17 protein-coding genes are annotated in these 21053 nt (G+C 39.4%); 12 read left to right on the top strand and 5 right to left on the bottom strand.

Annotation, left to right across the window (positions count from 1 at the left end):
* Nucleotides 1–110: 110 nt before the first annotated feature.
* Complete coding sequence (locus ACY9Z2_RS00265; protein ID WP_463607589.1) at nt 111–1265, bottom strand: acyl-CoA dehydrogenase family protein; 1155 nt, start codon at nt 1263–1265, stop codon at nt 111–113.
* Nucleotides 1266–1448: 183 nt separating this feature from the next.
* Between ACY9Z2_RS00265 and motA the strand changes: the two genes are divergently transcribed.
* The 4 genes from motA (at nt 1449) to ACY9Z2_RS00245 (ending at nt 5690) form a co-directional block, all read left to right on the top strand.
* Nucleotides 1449–2249 carry a flagellar motor stator protein MotA gene (gene motA, locus ACY9Z2_RS00260; RefSeq protein ID WP_463607588.1) on the top strand — a complete coding sequence of 267 codons (801 nt, stop codon included), beginning with the start codon at nt 1449–1451 and terminating at the stop codon, nt 2247–2249.
* Complete coding sequence (gene motB / locus ACY9Z2_RS00255) at nt 2227–2988, top strand: flagellar motor protein MotB (protein WP_463607587.1); 762 nt, start codon at nt 2227–2229, stop codon at nt 2986–2988. The genes motA and motB overlap by 23 nt, the downstream gene beginning before the upstream one ends.
* A gap of 265 nt (nt 2989–3253) precedes the next feature.
* Nucleotides 3254–4423, top strand: a complete 1170-nt coding sequence (locus ACY9Z2_RS00250; RefSeq protein ID WP_463607586.1) for an IS256 family transposase — start codon at nt 3254–3256, stop codon at nt 4421–4423.
* Nucleotides 4424–4736: 313 nt separating this feature from the next.
* On the top strand, nt 4737–5690 hold the full coding sequence (locus ACY9Z2_RS00245) for a dipeptidase (protein ID WP_463607585.1): 954 nt from the start codon (nt 4737–4739) through the stop codon (nt 5688–5690).
* Nucleotides 5691–5916: 226 nt separating this feature from the next.
* Here the strand turns inward: ACY9Z2_RS00245 and ACY9Z2_RS00240 are convergent, their stop codons facing one another.
* The 3 genes from ACY9Z2_RS00240 to ACY9Z2_RS00230 are packed head-to-tail and all read right to left on the bottom strand — an operon-like array spanning nt 5917 to nt 9205.
* Complete coding sequence (locus ACY9Z2_RS00240; protein ID WP_463607584.1) at nt 5917–7596, bottom strand: peptide ABC transporter substrate-binding protein; 1680 nt, start codon at nt 7594–7596, stop codon at nt 5917–5919.
* A 33-nt stretch (nt 7597–7629) separates the two neighbouring features.
* Nucleotides 7630–8691 carry a M42 family metallopeptidase gene (locus tag ACY9Z2_RS00235; protein WP_463607583.1) on the bottom strand — a complete coding sequence of 354 codons (1062 nt, stop codon included), beginning with the start codon at nt 8689–8691 and terminating at the stop codon, nt 7630–7632.
* Between the two features lie 52 nt (nt 8692–8743).
* Nucleotides 8744–9205, bottom strand: a complete 462-nt coding sequence (locus ACY9Z2_RS00230) for an Lrp/AsnC family transcriptional regulator (RefSeq protein ID WP_463607582.1) — start codon at nt 9203–9205, stop codon at nt 8744–8746.
* Nucleotides 9206–9628: 423 nt separating this feature from the next.
* Here ACY9Z2_RS00230 and asnB point away from each other — a divergent pair, with 423 nt between their 5' ends.
* The gene (gene asnB, locus ACY9Z2_RS00225) at nt 9629–11476 is read left to right on the top strand and encodes an asparagine synthase (glutamine-hydrolyzing) (protein ID WP_463608262.1); all 1848 of its coding nucleotides are present in this window, start codon (nt 9629–9631) and stop codon (nt 11474–11476) included.
* A gap of 244 nt (nt 11477–11720) precedes the next feature.
* Nucleotides 11721–12179 carry a YkvA family protein gene (locus ACY9Z2_RS00220; protein ID WP_463607581.1) on the top strand — a complete coding sequence of 153 codons (459 nt, stop codon included), beginning with the start codon at nt 11721–11723 and terminating at the stop codon, nt 12177–12179.
* Between the two features lie 421 nt (nt 12180–12600).
* Here the strand turns inward: ACY9Z2_RS00220 and ACY9Z2_RS00215 are convergent, their stop codons facing one another.
* Nucleotides 12601–13734, bottom strand: coding sequence for a M20 peptidase aminoacylase family protein (locus ACY9Z2_RS00215; RefSeq protein ID WP_463607580.1), 1134 nt, complete (start codon nt 13732–13734; stop codon nt 12601–12603).
* Nucleotides 13735–14340: 606 nt separating this feature from the next.
* Between ACY9Z2_RS00215 and ACY9Z2_RS00210 the strand changes: the two genes are divergently transcribed.
* The 6 genes from ACY9Z2_RS00210 (at nt 14341) to ACY9Z2_RS00185 (ending at nt 20917) form a co-directional block, all read left to right on the top strand.
* A complete protein-coding gene (locus ACY9Z2_RS00210) occupies nt 14341–14985 on the top strand; it encodes an SDR family oxidoreductase (RefSeq protein WP_463607579.1) in 645 nt (214 codons plus the stop codon).
* A 134-nt stretch (nt 14986–15119) separates the two neighbouring features.
* On the top strand, nt 15120–16103 hold the full coding sequence (locus ACY9Z2_RS00205) for a LacI family DNA-binding transcriptional regulator (RefSeq protein ID WP_463607578.1): 984 nt from the start codon (nt 15120–15122) through the stop codon (nt 16101–16103).
* A 153-nt stretch (nt 16104–16256) separates the two neighbouring features.
* Entirely contained in the window at nt 16257–17003 is a 747-nt protein-coding gene (locus tag ACY9Z2_RS00200; protein ID WP_463607577.1) for an SDR family oxidoreductase, read from the top strand.
* Nucleotides 17004–17357: 354 nt separating this feature from the next.
* Nucleotides 17358–18644, top strand: a complete 1287-nt coding sequence (locus ACY9Z2_RS00195) for an ABC transporter substrate-binding protein (protein ID WP_463608261.1) — start codon at nt 17358–17360, stop codon at nt 18642–18644.
* Between the two features lie 107 nt (nt 18645–18751).
* A complete protein-coding gene (locus tag ACY9Z2_RS00190) occupies nt 18752–20083 on the top strand; it encodes a carbohydrate ABC transporter permease (RefSeq protein WP_463607576.1) in 1332 nt (443 codons plus the stop codon).
* A 12-nt stretch (nt 20084–20095) separates the two neighbouring features.
* A complete protein-coding gene (locus ACY9Z2_RS00185) occupies nt 20096–20917 on the top strand; it encodes a carbohydrate ABC transporter permease (protein WP_463607575.1) in 822 nt (273 codons plus the stop codon).
* Nucleotides 20918–21053 lie beyond the last annotated feature (136 nt).

The following is a 21053-nucleotide window of genomic DNA, read 5'->3' as shown; positions in this document are numbered from 1 at the left end:
ACCTTTTATTCTGTCTTAACTGCTCGTAAAAGTACGATTCTGTTCAACTACCATTCAGTAGGGGAGAAAAAGAAACAAAACCCCATTAAATGAAGTCTCACTTTATTGGATCAATTATTTCTTTCAATTGACGTATTCGCTAGCTGTATGATGGTCATGTCGTCCATCGGTGGATTGTGAAGTCCTGCTCGCACATCACGATAATAGCGTTGAAGCGGATTTTGATTAGATAAGCTGCGTGCGCCTGCAATTCGCATAGCTAAATCAACAATTTCTACTGCATGATTAACAACGGATAATTTTACTGCTCCAAGTTCTGGCTTCATCGATTGTCTTTCTTCCGCGCTACTTTCATCCCACTTTTTTGCAACGGAATAGAGAAAGTGTCGACTTTCCATAACAAGTAACTCCATTTCCCCGATTTTCTGTTTAACATTTGGTAGATCAGAAATAGTGCCTTCAATGCTGTTCGGTGAATAATTGGTGGCAAAATTTACAGCATATTCCTGAGCAGCTTGTGCTATTCCTAAATAACATGCTGGAATATGCAGAAGCCAACCGGCAGCAGGTTTATTGCCAGGTGTTATATATTGAACAAGATCGCTCAAGTCAACCTGAACGTCCTTTAGCACAAGATCATGGCTTCCTGTGCCACGCATTGCGATTGAATCCCACGTTTCATCAATTGTTACGCCATTTCTTTCGCGTTTGATTAAAAAATTTCCTACCTGATCAGTGCCTTCAATGGATGCACTGACAACGAAGTAGCTTAAAACTGGTGCCAGTGTCGTAAATGTTTTTCTACCGTTTATTATCCAGCCAGAGGAGGTTTTTTTCGCAACAGTTTCTGGGCGTCCACCTCTAGTCGGGCTACCAGTAGCTGGTTCTGTAGCCGCATTATTTAGAAGTGCTCCTGTTTGTAAAACATCCTTCGCAAATGCTTGATATTTTTCCTTATCCCAAATCTTGTTTTCGCCTAAAAATTTTGTAATTCCCATATGCCAGCCAATGGCTAATGCCGTAGATCCGTCAGCTTTTGCAATTGTTTCCTGGTGGCGTAGCATTTCATACAGGGAAATTTCGAGTCCGCCATATTCTTTTGGAATAGTTAAAGCGGGATATCCAATCTCTTTTAACTCTTTAAAATTATCAAAAGGAAAAGAACTTTCCTCGTCATGTTTTTGGGCTCTATCTTTAAAGGGTGCTACTTTTTCTTCAAGTGCGGTAATTCTTTCATCTATTGTATTTAGATCAGATAGTTTCATTCGTGAACCTCCTAGAATTATTCCTACAAAATTAGTCGGATTTTATAGTATATTATTTCATTTTGATTGTGCCTGTGTAAAGTATATTGCTGGTATATTATTTTCGCGATAGTATTTCAAAATTCCCGAAATGAACCCGATATATACAGTATAGATAGTAGAACGTAAATCGGGGGTTATGATATGGATAAAGCATCATTTATTGGTGTAATTTTAGCTATTATTGCAATTGGTGTAGGAATGGTACTTAAGGGAGTTAGCCCTATTGCGCTTTTAAATCCTGCGGCGATTTTAATTATTTTTGTCGGAACTGCAGCATCGGTTTGTATTGCATTTCCAATGAGTACACTAAAAAAGGTTCCAACACTTTTTAGAATCATCATTAAGGAAGAAAAGAGTAAAGATATCAAAGAGGTTATTCAGATGTTTACGGAATGGTCTGAGATTAGCCGTAGAGAAGGTGTTCTATCGCTGGAAAGTAAGCTTGAGGAAACAAATGATACATTTTTATATTCTGGAATGCAAATGGTAGTGGACGGACAGCAGCCGGATTTTATTCGTGATGTCATGCTTGAAAAAATAGATGCTATGGAAGAAAGGCATCAAAAAGGTGCACAAATTTTCTCCCAAGCTGGTACATACGCTCCAACACTCGGGGTGCTAGGGGCAGTAATCGGATTAATTGCCGCTCTTGGTAACATGGAAGATACAGAAGCGCTTGGGCATGCTATATCTGCAGCGTTCGTTGCTACGCTAATGGGGATTTTTTCTGGATATGTGTTATGGCATCCGTTTGCGAACAAGTTAAAGGAAAAGTCTAAGAACGAAGCGCAAGTAAAGTATGTGATGGTTGAAGGTATTTTATCGATTGCGAATGGGGAATCGCCACAAATTATTAAAGACAAACTAGGATCCTATTTATCTCCTAAGGAACTATCAAAGATAAATCAGGAGGTAGAAGATGCGCAAAAAGAAACAGCATAAAGAGAATCACATTGATGAAACATGGCTTATCCCATACGCAGATTTATTAACCCTGTTACTTGCATTATTTATTGTCTTGTTTGCGATGAGTAGTATCGATGCAGAGAAATTTGAAGAGCTTGCAAAGGTTTTTCAGGGTGAATTCACAGGTGGTAATGGTGTTCTTGAACATAACGAAAGCCCTGTCATGAAACCGAATGAAGTACCGGTGGAAGAAAAGGAAGAAGAGGAAGAGAAAGAAAAGCAAAAAGAAACGCCAATTAGTGCTAAGGAACGAGAAATGAACGAATTAAAGGCATTACAGGAGGATATTAACGCTTATATTAATGCGAACAATCTTTCTGGCGTTTTGAAAACAAAGCTCGGTGGTGAAGGATTATTAATTACCATTGTGAATGATGTTTTTTTTGATCCGGGAAGTGCAGAAGTAAAAGAAGCTGGTCGTGAAATAGCAGGGGAAATATCCAATTTTTTAAATACAGACCCACCAAGAAATATAGTTGTAAGTGGGTATACGGATAACCGTCCGATGAATAATGAGGAATTTGATTCGAACTGGGAATTGAGTGCAATTCGGGCCGTTCACTTCATGCGTTTACTACTTGAGAATGAATCACTTGATCCGAAAAAATTTAGTGCGAAAGGGTTTGGGGAATACCACCCGATTGTGCCGAATGATACGGAAGCAAATAAAGCAAAAAATCGTCGCGTTGAGGTATTAATTTTACCAAACTATTAATCAGAGGTATCTAGTACTTATTGAAAGTATTAGGTGCCTTTTTTAATGGCAATGCAAAACCAATGTACTGTAATGACGTTTCTCTCTTGGCATGCTAGCGGACACAGAATGCGCTATTGTTCTTTTTTTGGCATATTTTATGGGTTGATCGGACACAGGATTCCTTATTCGATTAAGTCCATATAATTGTGTAAAAAGAAAAGACATCATAATTCTCCATGTTACAATGTTTTCAACCACGAAAAACGAACAGGAGGAAATTATGATGTCCCAAATCAATTTTACACTAGATTTTGAAAAACTTAAAGGTGACGTGTTAGACTCCGGTCTAAACGATGTGGTGAAGTCTTCATTAGTTCTAATTCTAAACCAATACATGGAGACAGAACGGGATCAGTTTATACAAGCCAGTTCCCATGAGCGTAACTCAGAACGTAAGGATTACCGCAACGGTTATTATGAAAGAGAATACCTTCTGCCAAATGGAAAAATTAGTTTGAAGGTTCCTCGCACACGTAGTGGTGGATTTTCTACAGACATATTCGAACGCTACTCCCGTTGTGATAAGGCTCTTTTACTCTCCATGCTGGAAATGGTCGTCAATGGCGTCTCCACACGGAAAGTCACCAAAATCATGGAGGAACTATGTGGCGAGTCTGTTTCGAAGTCAATGGTGTCCGACCTTACTCAAAAGCTTGACCCGATTGTCAATGCGTGGGCGAATCGACCACTTAACGTGATGAGTTATCGATATGTGTATGTAGATGCTATGTACATCAAAGTCCGTGAGGACCAGAAAGTGGTCTCTAAAGCCGTTTACATAGCTATGGGTGTCAATGATGAAAACAAACGAGAAGTAATTGGGCTAAAAGTGGATCACGCAGAATCCGAAACTAGCTGGTATGCGTTTTTCGAATCGTTGAAATCCAGAGGTCTACAATCACCAAGACTCGTCATTTCTGATGCACATGCTGGGCTTAAAGCTTCCATTCCAAGAGCGTTCGTTGGGACGAGCTGGCAGCGTTGCACTGTTCATATGTTGAAAAATATGATCGACACGTTGCCAAACAAGAATTCAGAGGAAGCCAAATCTGCATTAAAGGCTATTTTTCGCGCAAGTAATATGCAACATGCACGCACCTTAAAAGACCAATTTATCATGAAATACGAAGAAGAAAAGGGATACAAGAAGGCTGTTGCTATCTTAGATGAAGGCTTTGATGACGCGACACAATTTTATGCTGAACCCGAGAACTATCATGTAAGTTTACGTACCACCAATGTATTAGAAAGATTGAATTCCGAGGTACGTAGAAGAGAAGGAGTAATCCGTACATTCCCAAACCAGCAATCCGCTTTTCGGCTAATTGGCGCGGTGTTAATGGATTATGAAGATAAATTGGATCTTGGCAATCGAACATTTTTAAAAAAGTAAGAGGAAGTAAATGGCCGCAAATTTTAGGAGGGGGCCATGGCCCCCTCCTATCAAAAATCAATTAAACCTTATAGTGGTTGTAAATATTGTATTTAGCTTTTACACAATAATAAGGACTTGACTCCTTATTCAGGTAAAAACACGTTGTAGCTATTACTTTTTGGGTGAATAACGAATCCTGTGTCCGCGAACAGCCGTTTTCAGCCTATATTTGCACAAATAAGGACTTTGGTGTCCGCTTACCTCCAAATGTGCCTGCATAACTCCAGGTCTAACCTTGGTTGTGGTATTCTAATAGAGGGGAGTGTGAGATATGAAAATAATTGATACACATTGTGATGTTCTATTGAAACTACAACTTGCAAAGCGAGGGATGTATTATAAGGATGGAGCATTAACTTTTACAAACTCGAAGCATCTAAACGCTAACTTACATAATTTAAAAGCTGGAGAAGCGATGGTACAGTTTTTTGCGATATTCATTCATCCGGATGTGTCGTCTGATGAAAAATGGCAGCATGCACTTGAGCAAGTTGATTTATTTTATACGGAAGTATTAGGGAAAAATCCAGAAATGAAGCACATCAAGTCGTGGGCGGAATTTGACTCGCTTCAGGAAGGTGAAATTGGTGCAGTACTAACATTAGAAGGTGCTGATCCGATTGGAAATGACCTTGGTAAAATGCGTCACTTGTATCGGCTTGGCGTCATGTCAGTAGGGTTGACGTGGAATGCTGCAAATTTGTGTGCTGATGGAGCAGAAGAGCCGCGTGGAGGTGGATTAACGCTCCTTGGGAAGGAGTTAGTAAAGCTCAATAACGAGCACCATGTACTTACGGATGTTTCCCATTTAACGGAAAAAGGATTCTGGGATGTTATGGAGCTGGCAGATTATCCAATTGCTTCCCATTCGAATACGCGTGCCTACGCAGATCACCCGCGCAATCTGTATGATGAACAAATTAAGGCTATGTTTCCTAATAATGGTAATATCCACGTTGTATTTTTCACGCCATTTGTTAACGACAAGCGGGATGATGCAACCATCTCTGAACTGATTACACATATTGATCATCTTTGTTCACTTGGTGGTGAGAAGCGGATTGGCTTCGGTTCAGACTTTGACGGAATGTCGTCCATTGTTACTGGACTTGAGGATTATTCAAAGTACCAAACGTTGATTAATGAACTGCTTAAGCACTATTCAGAGGAACAGGTGAGAGGTTTCGCTTATCAGAACTTCTTGGATAATCGGCCAGGTATGTAAGAGAAAACCCTGAATAAAAAAACTCGGCATTCGCTATTAAGACGAGGCGAATGTCGAGTTTTTCTAAAAAGATAAGAATGTATAAAATCTGTCCAGCACAAGCGGACTAGACACTCGGGACATAAGCAGTCCACATCCGTGTGGTAAAAACCACCACACTGCAGCGTTCTGCTTATGCTTGTCGTGTCTTTTAAGGCACTTGCGCTTTTCTAATTCATGCAAGCTATTATTCAGCCGCAGCATGTGCCCACTTATATTCGTAGGTAGCTCCTGCTGGGTTGGTAATTACACCTTTTAGTTTAGGTGAAATTAATTGTGCACGAGCACTTTGATAGAGTGGTGCTACTGCAGCATCCTCTGCTAATATTTTTTCAGCTTCTAAGAACGCTTCAAATCGTTTTACTGGATCTAACGCAAATTCATTTACAGTGCTTTTAATTAACGCATCATACTTAGGATTGGAATATCCCATATTGTTGTTCGCTCCGCCGGTTAACCAAACGTTTAAAAACGTGTATGGATCCAAGTATGCTGGAGCCCATCCGCCAAGCAGCACATCATAGTTTCCACTTGTTCCTAACTCGATTCGTTGTTCGAAAGGAACTTGTTTCAACGTGATGGACAAACCTGGGAGGTTGGATTCTAGTTGATTAGCTAGAAACTCTGTCATTGTTTTCGTTGTTTCACTATCACTACTTAAAAGCTCAAGTTCTACTTTTTGTTTACCTATTTCTTCAAGACCACTCTTCCATAATTCCTTTGCTTTTTTCACGTCATAGGTTACTAGATCGCCATTAATTTCACGGAAATCTTCACCTGTTTCAGGATGTTTGACAAAGTCCTTCGGAATAAAGCCATTTGAAACGGTCGATCCATTATTGAGAATCTCGTTGACTAAAGCTTTTTTATTAATTGCCTTACTAATTGCTTTGCGGATGTTTGTGTTCGCAAGTGCATCCGAGCTGTTTTGATTGAATTTCAAATAATATAATCCCGCTTCAGATGTAACGGTATAGTCATCATGTGTTGCATATTGATCAACTAAATCAGACGTAAGATTTGCACGGTCTACTTCACCTTTTTCATATAAATCAACTGCTGTTTGTGGGTCTTTCACCACGTCATACGTGAGTTTTTTTAATGAAACCGTATTTGCATCCCAATAATCGGTATTCTTTACTAAGTTCCAAGACTGTGATGTACTTTTCCAATCAGCTAGCTTGAACGGTCCATTAAATAATAATGTATCGCTGCTTGTCCCGTATTTCCCATTCTGCGCTTCAACAAATTCTTGATTCATTGGTAAAAATGTTCCAAAAGCTGTGAGCGATTCAAAATATGGAATCGGTTTTTGCAGGGTGACCACTAATGTATAATCTCCCTCTGCACGTACACCTAATTTCTCAACCGGTAATTCTCCTTTGTTAATAGCTGTAGCATTTTTAATAACGTCACCCATCATATATGGTCCATACTCAGAGCCGGTTTCTGGATTCACTACGCGTCTCCAAGCATAAACGAAGTCATGTGCGGTTACAGGATCACCGTTTGACCAGACCGCATTTTCGCGAAGAGTAAACGTCCAAGTTAATCCATCTTCACTTATTGTGTGTTTCTTGGCGATACCTGGTTTAAGCTCGGCATCTTTACCAAGACGATATAGACCTTCCATGCTTGCGTTTAAAAAGTTCATTGCGTACACATCAGAGGCTAGGGCAGAGTCCATCGTTGGGATGGTATCTCCGTTTGTTAGGTTAAAAACCTGTTCACCTTGAGACGATTCTGCTGACTTTTCTTTCGAGTCGTTAGAAGAAGTACCATTGTTATCAGAACTCGAGCAAGCTACCATAAAAATACTTAGTAAAAGTCCTAACGTTACTAGTAGTCCAAATTTAAATTGTTTCATGGCTATCGTCCTCTCTCTGTGTAATTAATATCGTCAACCTAGAAAATCTATATTCTTGTCTTCTTCTTTTACAAATGCTTTTAATAGATCCTTCACTGCCTTTAAGTCACTTGCATCAATTACTTCAACTGGTGAATGGGCGTTTCGCGATGGAATGGATAAGACTCCTGTTGGTACACTTTTATTTGCTAAGGTGACAGCACCAGCATCTGTTCCGATTCCTGTAAAAATTTCTAGTTGATATGGTATTTTTTCTTTCTTAGCTAATTTAACGAGTAATTCCTTTATTGCGGGATGTGAGATAAGGCTACCATCCATAACCTTTATTCCCGCGCCGCCCCCGAGAGCAAGTGACTGATCCATAACATCTTCAGGAGTGTCGCTAACTACTGTCGCATCTATCGCAATTGCTATATCGAATTGCAAATTAGCTAGTGCCACTTTTGCACCACGTAAGCCAACTTCTTCTTGTACGGCAAAAAGTGCTATTACTTCGCCAGGGAAATTCTTATTCTGTAGATCTTTCAAAAGTTGAACTAGTACAGCACAACCGGCTCGGTCATCTAAACCTTTGCCGACTATTTTTCCGTTCTGTTCATCTCCGAGGAACGCTGCCTCAGAATCCCAAGTAATTGGGGTACCAATTTCAATTCCCATTTCTTCAACCTCTGATGGTGAGCTTGCACCAACATCTACGTATAATTGACGATAATCTCTAATCTTTTGTGGATCATCAAATTTTTGGTAGTGAGCAGAAATAGTACCAATTACTCCTAGCTTCGGTCCATTTTGACTTCGAACAACTACTTTTTGGGCAAGTAAGATTCGATTATCATGACCACCTAGCTTTTCGAATCGGAGTAATCCATTTTTTTCAACTTTTTTAACGATGAATCCAACCTCATCCATATGTGCTGTTACAAGTACTGTAGGTCCCGGTTTATTACCACGTAGCCTAGCTATTACGTTTCCTATTCCATCAACCTGTATATCATCACATAATGAAGTTGTTTTTTCTTTGATATAGGATGTAACAGGTTGCTCAAATCCACTTGGACCTTGTAGTTGGGTTAGTTCTTTAAGTGTCTGAAACATAGCTAACACCTCCATTGATTAAAGAATATTTTGACATTTAATAGTAAAAAATTTAGATGAAGTCAAATGTATTTTTATGAACTTCCGTTTGAAGGAGTACATTTGTTGAACTGATATTCGGTATTTGTTGAATTGACTTTATTGTTTCGTTCAGTTCATCGTTATCGCGAACATTCAACTGCAGTAACAGTTGGTAATCCCCTGTAGTAGATGAAATGTATCGAATGACGGTAATTTCCTTCAGGTTTTCAATAACTTGATCAATCTTTTGGGGAACAACTTTTAATTGAACGATCCCTCCAACGCGAATACCTAATTCAATAGGGTTAACGACACCAATAACTTTCATAATATTAGCATCAACCATGTTATTGTAACGATTTCGGATTGTTTTCTCCGTTACATCTAAATGGTTAGCTATTTCATTGAAAGACATTCGACCATTCGCAGATAGAAATTTAATTATATCTTTGTCGAGCCCATCAATTACCTCTTTTCCATCATTTTGAGTCACCATTTCTCCTCCTTTCAGTAATAAAATTAATATAAATTACAATATAGAATAAATAAAAATAAATATTTTACTAGATTAGGTACCAAATGGATTAGTTAGTACCGAAAAAGTAATTCTTAACAGTATAAATGTTCAGTTAACTAAATGCAAGCGTTTTTTGCAGGTAGGAAAGAAATCCTTTCTTACTGCATAAGTGCAACTAAGGTTTGGCGATAAACCAAGTTTTCTAATAACGTCGAAAAGTATAAGTTAATGGTAGACCTTATAAGAAAAACTTCGACTTTCGCTATTAAGGAGTTTTTCTAATAATTAATTTTTGACGTTACCTAGAAAATAATCGAATTATCATCTCTGTGACATCCGCCCACACCCTTGCATAACATAACCATGGAGAAAATTTTTCTCATGGAAGGATGAGTTATGGTGTGTGGCATTACTGGTATCGTTAACTGGAAGAAGGATGTTCGAGCAGAGCAGGCGACATTGCGTAAAATGACGGAAACGCTGTCACTTAGAGGGCCAGACGACTCGCAGATATGGATGGATCAGCATGTGGCTTTTGGTCATAAACGACTTGCTGTAGTGGATCTTGAGGGTGGAAAACAGCCGATGAGTAAGAGCCACAATGGCGTTACGTACACAATTGTTTACAACGGGGAATTATACAATACAGAAGATCTACGGAAGGAACTAGGAAATAAAGGCTATCGTTTTCGTACGACCTCTGATACAGAAGTTTTATTAACTGCTTATATGGAATGGGAAGAAAAATGTGTTCAGTACGTAAACGGAATTTATGCATTTGGTGTGTGGAATTCGGCTAACGAGCAACTGTTTATGGCGAGAGATCGACTTGGAGTGAAGCCGTTATTCTTCCTTGAGTCAAATGGTCGTTTATTATTCGGATCAGAGCTAAAGGCAATTTTGGCGCACGATGATGTAAAAGCAGAAGTTGATCGTGATGGTTTGGCTGAAATATTTGGCCTTGGCCCATCGCGTACACCTGGTCATGGTATTTTCAACGGATTTCAAGAATTGCGTGGTGGTCATGCGTTAATTTTTTCAAAGGATGGATTGAAAACATGGCGTTATTGGAATGTTAAAAGCGAGAATCATCTTGACACCACGGAGGAAACAGTAGAAAATGTACGGAATCTATTTACGGATGCTGTGGAACGTCAACTGATTGCTGATGTTCCGGTATCTACCTTTCTATCAGGTGGATTGGACTCTAGTGCGATTACTGCGATTGCTTCGAATTATTTTGAAAAAACGGGGCGTGGTAAGCTATCTACTTTTTCCGTTGATTATGAGGGAAATGAAAGGCACTTTAAAGCAAGTAAGTTTCAACCTTCTAGTGATCGACCATGGATTGAGAAAGTCGTCAATCATTTCAAAACAGATCATCATGATGAAATCATTAGTGGAATGGAGCTTGCGGACTTATTAAAGGAATCGGTAGAGTTACGAGATCAACCAGGTATGGCAGATATTGATTCATCGCTATTGTGGTTCTGCCGGAAGATTAAGGGTCACACCACCGTAAGTTTATCAGGTGAATGTGCAGACGAAATATTTGGTGGGTATCCATGGTTTCATGATCCTGCTAGCTCTGATGGAAAAAGTTTTCCATGGATGCGTTCGTTAGATTCACGGGTTAATTTGTTACGGCCAGAATGGCAAAAGAAATTAAATCTAAAAGACTATGTACAGAACCGGTACCAGGAAACGGTCGAAGAAACACCTCGTTTAGAAGGAGAAAGTGAGTTAGATGCGCGGAGACGCGAATTATTCTATGTGAATATGCAGTGGTTTATGGCGCAATTGCTTGATCGTAAAGATCGGATGAGTATGGGTGCGAGTCTTGAGGTTCGAGTCCCTTTTGCCGACCATAAACTAGTTGAGTATGTCTGGAATATTCCTTGGGATATGAAAGTTTACGAGGGTCGGGAGAAAGGTATTTTGCGGAAGGCGATGGAAGGGCTGTTGCCAGATGATGTGTTATATCGTAAGAAGAGTCCTTATCCGAAAACGTTCCAGCCTGAATACACACGGCAAGTAGTGAACTGGATGGAAGAAATTCTAGCTGAGGGTAATTCGCCATTATTCGATTTTGTAAAACGAGATCATATTGAAGCTATCGTAAAAAGTGAAGGGAAAGAGTTTACAGAACCATGGTACGGTCAGTTGATGAAGGGACCTCAACTCATTGCTCATTTATGTCAAATTGATTATTGGCTCAGAAAGTATGATGTGAAGGTTCGGGATTAGGTTGAAAAATGCTCATTTAAATGGGCATTTTTTTATCCCGTCTTAACGGGGAGTATGAGTAATGAACATGGAGGTGAACAAAATACTGGTGAGCATCGGCGAAATCGAGCGGTTTATCGGTTAAATAGCACGGAACATCGGCGAGAAATACCTTTTTATCGGCGATAATCCATCACTTGCTTTTTCATAAAGGAAACTCTACCATAATAAATAAAATGTAGAAATTTGTGGGAGGTTCCTGACATTGAATTACAAAGAGAAACTGGCAAAATTTAATCCGGCAAAAGCAATAAAGGGTAGTCAAAAGTATTTTTCAGAAAATAAGTTTGCTACGAAAATGGTCGACTATGCAAAAATCCTTGGAACAAAAATAGCGTACTATAGCTTTTTGTTGTTCTATGCGTTTAAAAGTCCCAAAACACCACGTAAAGCAAAATTGACGATAGCTGGTGCGCTTGGTTATTTAATTTTACCAATTGACTTGGTACCCGATTTTGTTCCACTGGTAGGACTGGCGGATGATAGCGCGGTTATTCTATACGCACTGTACCAAGTTATTTCACACATAGACGATGAAATAAAGCATCAAGCAGATGCGAAAATGAAAAAGTTTTTCGGCGACAATTATGATAAAAAGGATATTGATAAAAATTTGATCATTGATCAAGAAGCAGTGGAGCGCGATGAGGATTCGGTTAATTGAATCCAAGCGTAAGGGTAATTCAATGGAAATTATGGCTTAAAGAGTTCGAAAAGTTTTTTTTTCAAACGAGAATCCAGTTTTAAATGTGGTTCAACAGCTAAGTGAAGAGCTTTACGCCGAGCTCCTAACCTTGATAAGCTAAGCTCTTCATATGCTTGAAATTTTCTATCAAAAAAACATGAGGTTGGCGAGATCCCGCAGGACGGCGAATGATGAAGGCCGACTAAAACCGTCCTTTGCGGACAACGTCGGCATACGCCTTGCCGGGGCAAGGAGACTCGACACTCGCCCGCGGAAAGCGAAGTATATTTCCGGAGCGGTTTTTTACACCATTTTATATTATTGTTGCGATTCTCTTTAATAAATTTAATTTTGTCCCAGCCTCATGCCAAATTTCACTGTTGAAAGTGAGCTCATTATTTTATTTATTGATTTCGTATGTTCGCAAGATTGCATGATATAAAATCTTCACACCATTTAGCATAGCGGATTTATTGAATTTCATTGCTGGGTGATGAAGGCCTGGTTTTAGATCACAGCCGAGACCGACCATTGTTGCTTTAAGTGACGGTTTTTTAATTGTATAAAAATGAAAGTCATCGCCGCCAGGTGTAACAAGACGAGGCATTAATTTATTTGCGCCTAATGAGGCTGTTATGGCATGCTTCATGATCCCGATTGCTTCTTTATTTGTTTTTGCAGCCACAACACCACTAACTTCATCAACTGTAATTTTAATATCGTATAATTCACTTATTGCTGCAAAAATTCCTTGTACCTTTTGCTCCAACTGATCAATTAACGCGTTTGATTGTGCTCGCATGTCAATTGAAAATGTTGCACTGCCAGGTATAATATTAATGCTTTTTCCGCCTGCATGGAACGACGTCATTTTGACTGTATGCGGTATGCGCGGATCGAGATGAATTTTGTTCATCATGTCTACCAGCTGTGCGCCAATTTCGATTGCATTATGGTTAAGGTGCGGACGTGCTCCGTGTGCGTCATGCCCTTTGATTGTAGCACGGTATTTCCGTGTTGCACCGTGAACAATTACTGGAGTAGCATACCCCATTTGTGTTTCTTGAGCAGGACGTAAATGGATCCCATATAGATAGTCAACGTTATCGATTACGCCTTTTTCGACCATTTTCAGTGCCCCGGTGCTTTTTTCTTCTGCAGGTTGAAAAATAAATTTCACGGCTATTTGATCCCGAAGTGCTGGATTTTCTGCTAACGCCCAAAGCACACCAAGTGCAATTGCCATATGTGCATCATGTCCGCATGAGTGATTTGCTTGAAAAGTACCATTAACTTCTTGCCAGAGCGCGTCCATATCGGCGCGAATAGCAACAACAGGAAGTCCTTTTGTAAAATGACCAAATTCACCGATTACGCCTGTACAATCGTCAAAGGTTGTGACGTTGCAGCCACTTTCTTTCAGCAGATGAGCAATATACGTAGTGGTGTTTTTTTCTTCCCAACTGATTTCTGCATTATCGTGTAGGTAAGCAAACGTGTCTTGTACACGTTGGTTCAATTTATTCCATTTCATTTGTTTTCATCCTTGTTTGTCTAGTAGGTCTTGCTTACTTTCATTATACAAAATAGTTGTTGGAATAGCTTCACTTATTTTATTGTTTGTTGAATTGGGTAAGATGATGTAAATGGTGATGTACTGTTAAACGTTACGCTTTCGGCGGGCTTGCGCTAGGCCCTTCTCGTCACGTCAAAGAAGTCCACGAGCTAACCTAAGGTGCACCGAAGTGGAAATGAACAATCCTGTTACTGTGCAGTTTATAAAAAAGTAAGTTTACTAGCAGCGAAATGGAAATAAGCGGACACCAGAGCCCTTATTCGTGCAAAATTGATTGGAATGCGTCTGTTCGCGGACTTAGGATGCCTTATTGTGATAAAAATAGGATGAAATCACTACTTTTTACTAAATAAGGCATCCTGTGTCCGTTTGACCCATAAAACACGTATGAAACGTAAAAATAAGGTCTTTTGTGTCCGATATTCACCGGCTCTGAGCATACTTCACAGTAGTATCAACCTTTATTTTTAACCGACTTTTTATCGATGAAGTTTAAGAAGTGATCGTAGCGGAAAAACAATATGTAGGATGATAATTAGTTAAATAAAAAGGAGTAGATAGATAATGAAAGTTTTAGTTGCAGGTGCAAATGGACATACAGGACGTTTACTTATTCAGTATTTGAAGCAGGACGGTCATGAACCATACGCGATGATTCGTAAAGAGGACCAGAAACCGGAAATGGAGAAGCTCGGCGGAACTCCTGTTGTAGCGGATTTAGAAGGTGATGTTGGTCATGCGGTTCGTGGTATGGATGTAGTTATATTTGCTGCAGGATCAGGAAGTAAAACTGGCCCTGATAAAACAACCACTGTTGACCGAGACGGTGCCATTAATCTTGTTAAAGCAACCGAAAAAACTGGTATAAAGAAATTTATCATGCTAAGCAGTTTTGGTGCTGGTCGCGACTTAGGTGAACCTGAGAAAGGAAAAGAGTCTTTCCATCATTATCTAAAAATGAAAAAAGAGGCAGATGAATTCTTGATGGGAAGTGAGCTTGATTATACCATTGTGCGACCAGGAGGGCTGACACATGATGAGAGTACAAGTAAGATTAAGGTTGGTGAGACGGTAGAACGTGGCTCGATTCCTCGGGCAGATGTTGCGAAAACGATGATCGCAGCCATTCAAGAACCAAATGCTTATCATAAGGCATTTGAAATGATTTCTGGAGATGTCCAAATAGAAGAGGCATTACAAAGTTTGTAATTGACCCTTGTTTTTTAGGTACTAAGTACTTTTGTGCTTAGTACCATTATCATTTTATTGACAAAATAATGCTGGAATAATAAGATAATATGTAATCGTTTTCAAAATTTTGTAAGTAGAAGGTAGGGGATCTCGTGGCAAATATTCAAGAAGTGGCTAAACGTGCTGGGGTTTCCGTTGCAACAGTTTCAAGGGTTTTCAATAACCAAAGCACCGTTGCAAAAAAGACAAGATTACGAGTGGAACAGGCGATAAGTGAGTTAAATTATGAGCCCAGTGTCTTGGGCCGGAACTTGAGAAACTCCGAAAGCAGGTTACTTCTTGTTTTAATCCCTAGCATTTCAAACCCCTTTTATTCGGAAATTATTAACGGTATTCAAGATACGGCAATTGGTTTGGGTTATAACATTCTTCTATGCGAAACAGATTCAAATCCACAACGAGAATCGATTTACTTTAATTTGATTCGAAATCGATTAGCGGATGGCATCATATCGATGGACCCTACTGTAAATAAAGAAAAGTTAGTGGAGCTTGCGGGTCAATACCCGATTGTCCAATGTAGTGAATTTGATGAAGATGCGAATATTTCCTATGTCACGATTAACAATGAGTTAGCTGCATACCATGCGGTGAAACATTTGATAAAGATTGGCCAGGAAAAAATAGCACTTATCAATTCTGATGAGAAATTTTTGTATGCACGGGAACGACGTGCTGGATATGAAAAAGCAATGAAGGAATTTGGCTTACCTATTGATTCGAGCTGGATTTATCATACAGAGACATTGAACTTTGAAGATGGAAAACGTGCCATGCGTAGCTTGCTTGAGTTACCTGAAAGACCTACGGCAGTGTTTGCTGTATCAGATATTCTGGCGATTGGTGCACTAAAGGAAATCAATGCTTCTGGTCTAAAGGTACCGCAAGATATCGCGCTGGTAGGATTTGATAAAATTGCCTTTTCAAATATGACACACCCGACATTGACTACTATTTCACAACCAATGTACAAAATGGGATGTGCTTCTGCAACAATGATCATTAATAAAATCCAAGGAAAAAAAGTAGAAAATATCATTTTAGAACATGAACTTGTACTACGTGAATCTACATAAAGTGAAACTTCATTAAGTGGGCAACTTCTTCCCCACTTAATGTTAGTTGAACAAAATCGAACCTTTACGGGCGGTTGAATCCCGCTTATTTAGTCCTTTGTGGAAGAGGGGATTTTACGCCAGTTAAGGCAGGATGAAAGGTGGAACTCTAGTATGCAGAAAAAAATTGCGGTGGTAACCGGTGTTAGCCATGCAGAGGGAATTGGCGCAGCGATCTGTAAGCGTCTTGCTATGGATGGGTGTGCAATCTTTTTTACCTATTGGGATACAGAACCAGACTGGGCAAAATTTTTTCGGAAAGAACTAGAAGAGCTAGGTATTCGTGCTGCTAGTTCTGAGATTGATTTGAGCAATAAGCATGCAGCATACCAACTACTAGATGAAGTTGAGGAAAAATTAGGCTTGCCGACAATTTTAGTTAATAATGCTGCGTATTCAACTAGAGATGGATATGAACAATTGGATGTAAAAACGCTAGATTCGCATTATCAAGTCAATATGCGTTCGACATTTTTATTGTGTGTTGAATTTGCAAAGAGGTTAAAAAAAGCACAATTATCTGGTGGGCGAATTGTTAACCTGACATCAGGACAAGCTCAAGGACCAATGCTCGGCGAGCTTGCCTATGGCGCCACGAAGGCAGCTATTTCAGGATTTACGTTAACTTTATCAGCAGAAATAGCACCTCTTGGAATTACCGTAAACGCCGTGAATCCTGGACCTACTGATACGGGATGGATGACAGATGAAATTAAACAGGCGTTATCCAGCAAATTTTTAATGGGTCGAATGGGGTTGCCGGATGACGCTGCTAGATTAGTAACGTTTTTAGCAGGTGAAGACGCGGGATGGATTACTGGTCAGGTAATTAATTCTGAAGGTGGATTTTTACGCTCATAAAAAATGAAAGAAGAGGCACAGTTGTTAGTAGCCATAACATACTGTGCTTTTTTATGTTGATAAGAAATTTGATACGGGGTCAATAGTGTAGTTTAGGCTATCGTCATTAGAGCTTGTCGGTAAGCTACGTTTTCTACTGTGTCACCGATTTCAGATTCCTGTAAAATTTCTTATTGACATAGGTTAATGTTCTTGTATAATAAAAGGCAAGATGTAATCGATTTCATTTTTTTGAAAATTAAGTTTGCATCATTCGTTTATAATCCATTTCAAAAAGGTGGAATCATTAAAATTAAAGGGGGAACTAATTTGAAGTTCTGGAAAAGTACAGTAGGAATTCTGTTTGTAATCGCCATGGTCTTTTTCTTAGTAGCTTGTAACAACGGAGATTCGACTGATAATGCAGAAGGATCGTCTGATAATTCGAATGACGATACCACAAAAGAAGATGAAAAGGCTTCTGAAGAGGAAGTAACAATTGTTTACGCTCGTGGTGTCGATACAACTGGTGCTAACGAAAAGCTTGTTGCAGCATTTGAAGAAAAGCATCCAAACATTAATGTTGAGTTTCGGGAAATGCCTGCGGATACGGGGCAACAACATGATCAATATGTAACCGCTTTCAGTGCACAAAGCTCTGAAATCGATGTTTTTGATGCGGATGTAATCTGGCCAGCAGAATTTGCACAAGCAAATTACGCATTAGAGCTAGACCGTTTTATTGAAAAGGATAACATTGATATGAGTGCTTACTTCGAAGGGGCAGTAGCTTCGGGTAAATTTAATGGAAAACAATGGGCAATGCCAAAGTTCACAGATGCTGGAATGCTTTACTACCGTTCTGACATTGTGGAAGATCCTCCAGAAACGTGGGATGAGCTAATTGAGCAAGCTAGCAAGTTACAAGGTGAAGCAGGAACTGAATTTGGATACTTAATGCAAGCAGCGCAGTATGAAGGATTAGTTTGTAACGCAATTGAGTTCATTGCATCATATGGTGGCCAAATCATTGATGAAAACAACAATGTTGTGGCTAATAGTCCGGAAACAGTGAAGGCAATTAAGAAAATGCAAGAAATTGTCAACTCTGATTTTGTTCCAGATAACATTTTAAACTTTATGGAAGTGGAAACAGAAACAGCATTTATTGAAGGGAAATCAGTATTTGCTCGTAACTGGCCATACATGCAAGCATCTGCAGCTGACGAAGAACGTTCAAAAGTTGTAGGTAATGTTGAAATTACAACGCTTCCAAAGGGTGACGCAGGAAGCGCCGCTACACTTGGTGGATGGATGACAATGATCAACCGCTACTCTGAGCACCCTGAAGCTGCTTGGGAATTTGTGAAGTTCATGACTGGACCAGAAGGACAGAAGATCACTGCTATTGAGGGTGGATCTGCTCCTACACTTAAAGCTCTTTATGATGATCCAGAAGTACAGGAAGCTAGTCCATTATTTGCTAATCCAGAGTTCGTAAAAGTATTGGAAAGTGCTGTTCCTAGACCAGTAACACCAATTTACCCTGTGATCTCTGACATTATGCAAATCGAGCTTTCAAAAGCGTTAACTGGAGAGCAAACTGCTGAAGAAGCAGCGAAAAATATGCAAACAAAAATTGAAAAGGCCGTTAATGAATAATAGGTAGAAATAACAGTATAAGGCAAGATGGGAGGAAACCCTCATCTTGCCTTTTCTATCAAACTCGTAATTTTACATATTCAGCATCATAGTAAGGGGGGGTACGAATGGGTAATAAGAAAAAACCGCGATTTCAGTTGAATGAAAAGCAGCTTGGATATGCAATGGTAATACCATCTTTAATTCTAGTAGTAGTTGTTGTACTTTGGCCGGTTGCCCAGTCATTCTGGAATAGTTTGTTTGACTATCGGTTGAATGATCCCGCACGGTCGGAAACGTTACTAGGGTCAAATATTGATTTAGAAAATTATTTAGATAACTATTTTTATATTGAAAATCAGTTAGAAGATCTGAAATCTAAAGCTGAAAAACCTGAAGTGAAGGAAACGATTACTTCGATTGAAGAAGGTGTCACGAAGTACCACAGTGAGTTGCTTAGTGATGATGCAATAAAGCAAAAGGCGGATAAAATCAATGAAATGTTGATGGCCTATGAACCTGTTACGAATGAGGAGTTAAAGTACTCTGAGGTAGAGAATGATTTTGCAAAGACTTACCGTTCTGCATTGGAGTCGTATCAAAAGGATCTCCTGCAAATTTCTAAAACAATTAATGATGACATGTTAAGTGAACAGTTTAAACAAACAGCTGGATTACTTGGAAATACAAGTGAAACGATATTGAAATCTAATTTTGTTGGATTGGATAACTACATCAATTACCTACAAGACAAACGAATGTGGAAATCACTTTGGAATACAACGTTTTTCACCGTCGTCTCTGTTGCTTTTGAGCTTGTCCTCGGACTTGCAATCGCACTCCTAATTAATCGTGCGTTTAAAGGTCGGGGAATTATCCGGGCGTCTGTTTTGATACCATGGGCAATTCCGACAGCAGTTGCAGCAATGATGTGGGGATTTTTATACGATGGCCAGTCAGGAATCGTTGCACATTATTTGCAAGTACTAAATCTTATTCCAGATGCCGCATGGCTTTTATCGACAGCTGAAGGTGGAATGTTTTCGGTGATATTAGCAGATGTATGGAAAACAACGCCGTACATGGCTTTACTTTTATTAGCAGGATTACAAACAATACCTGCATCATTGTATGAAGCGTCCGATGTAGATGGAGCGAACAAATTCCAGCAATTTTGGCGAATTACTCTACCACTACTCAAATCTTCTATTCTAGTAGCATTGTTATTTAGAACGCTAGATGCATTTCGAGTGTTCGATCTTATTTACGTATTAACAGGTGGTGGACCGGCAAATGCGACCGAGTCGATTTCCATCTATGCGTATAAAACATTATTTGCGCAACAAAATTTTGGGGAAGGCTCAACGCTTTCCGTTATTGTATTTATCTGTGTAGCTATTATTAGCTTTATCTATGTAAAATTAATCGGATCTGAGTTATTTGCAGGCCGTTCAAAATAAGGGGGGACGAAGATGAATAAACGAGCAGGAATTGGATTCTATATTTTTCTAGTACTATTTGTGTTCCTTGTGATGTTTCCATTTATTTGGGTGTTCTTGACTTCGATCAAGCCCCCCGGTGAAATATTTTCATCGTATAAGTGGTTTACAAATAATCCGACACTCGAATCGTATACTGCTGCACTAACGAATCGACCGTTGCTTCGTTATATGCTAAACAGTTTTGTTGTTGCTACATTAACTACAATTCTATCATTGACATTCGCATCGTTTGCATCCTATGCGGTGACACGTCTGCCGATTAAAGGAAAAGGTTTAATATTGGGTGTTGTTCTTGCGGCGTCGATGTTTCCACAAATCGCAATTATTTCGCCAATGTTTAACCTAATTACTGGCCTAAATTTGCGCAATAGCTATATGGGTCTGGTAATTCCATACATTACAATTAGTTTGCCGTTGTCGATATGGATTTTGTCGACGTTTTTTCAAAAAATACCATATGAGCTTGAAGAATCAGCAAAGCTTGACGGAGCTAGTCCGTTTCAAACGTTTCGGAAAATTATATTCCCGCTTGCAGCACCAGGTGTTTTTACAACTGGAATTTTAGTATTTATTGCAGCTTGGAATGAATACTTATTTGCATTAACGATCAATACAGCTGATGAATGGCGAACGGTTCCAGTTGGAATTTCGTTGTATCAAAGTCAATTTTCTATACCATGGGGCGATATTTCCGCTGCAACGGTAATCGTGACGATACCGATCGTTATTATCGTATTATTTTTCCAAAAACGAATTGTGTCCGGACTAACATCAGGTTCGGTTAAGGAATAAATGTGGGAATGTGAATTTTCCCTCTCAGTTGTACAGTATTATGCCTGTGACGCTTAGTAGCGGACAGAGGATGCCTTATTTTACTTATTTGGCGTAATTTTGAAGATTAACGGACACAAGGTGTCTTATTCAGGTA

It is taken from the genome of Virgibacillus sp. GM2-2 (genome assembly GCF_055329585.1).
This window is presented reverse-complemented; position numbering and strand designations above follow the sequence as displayed.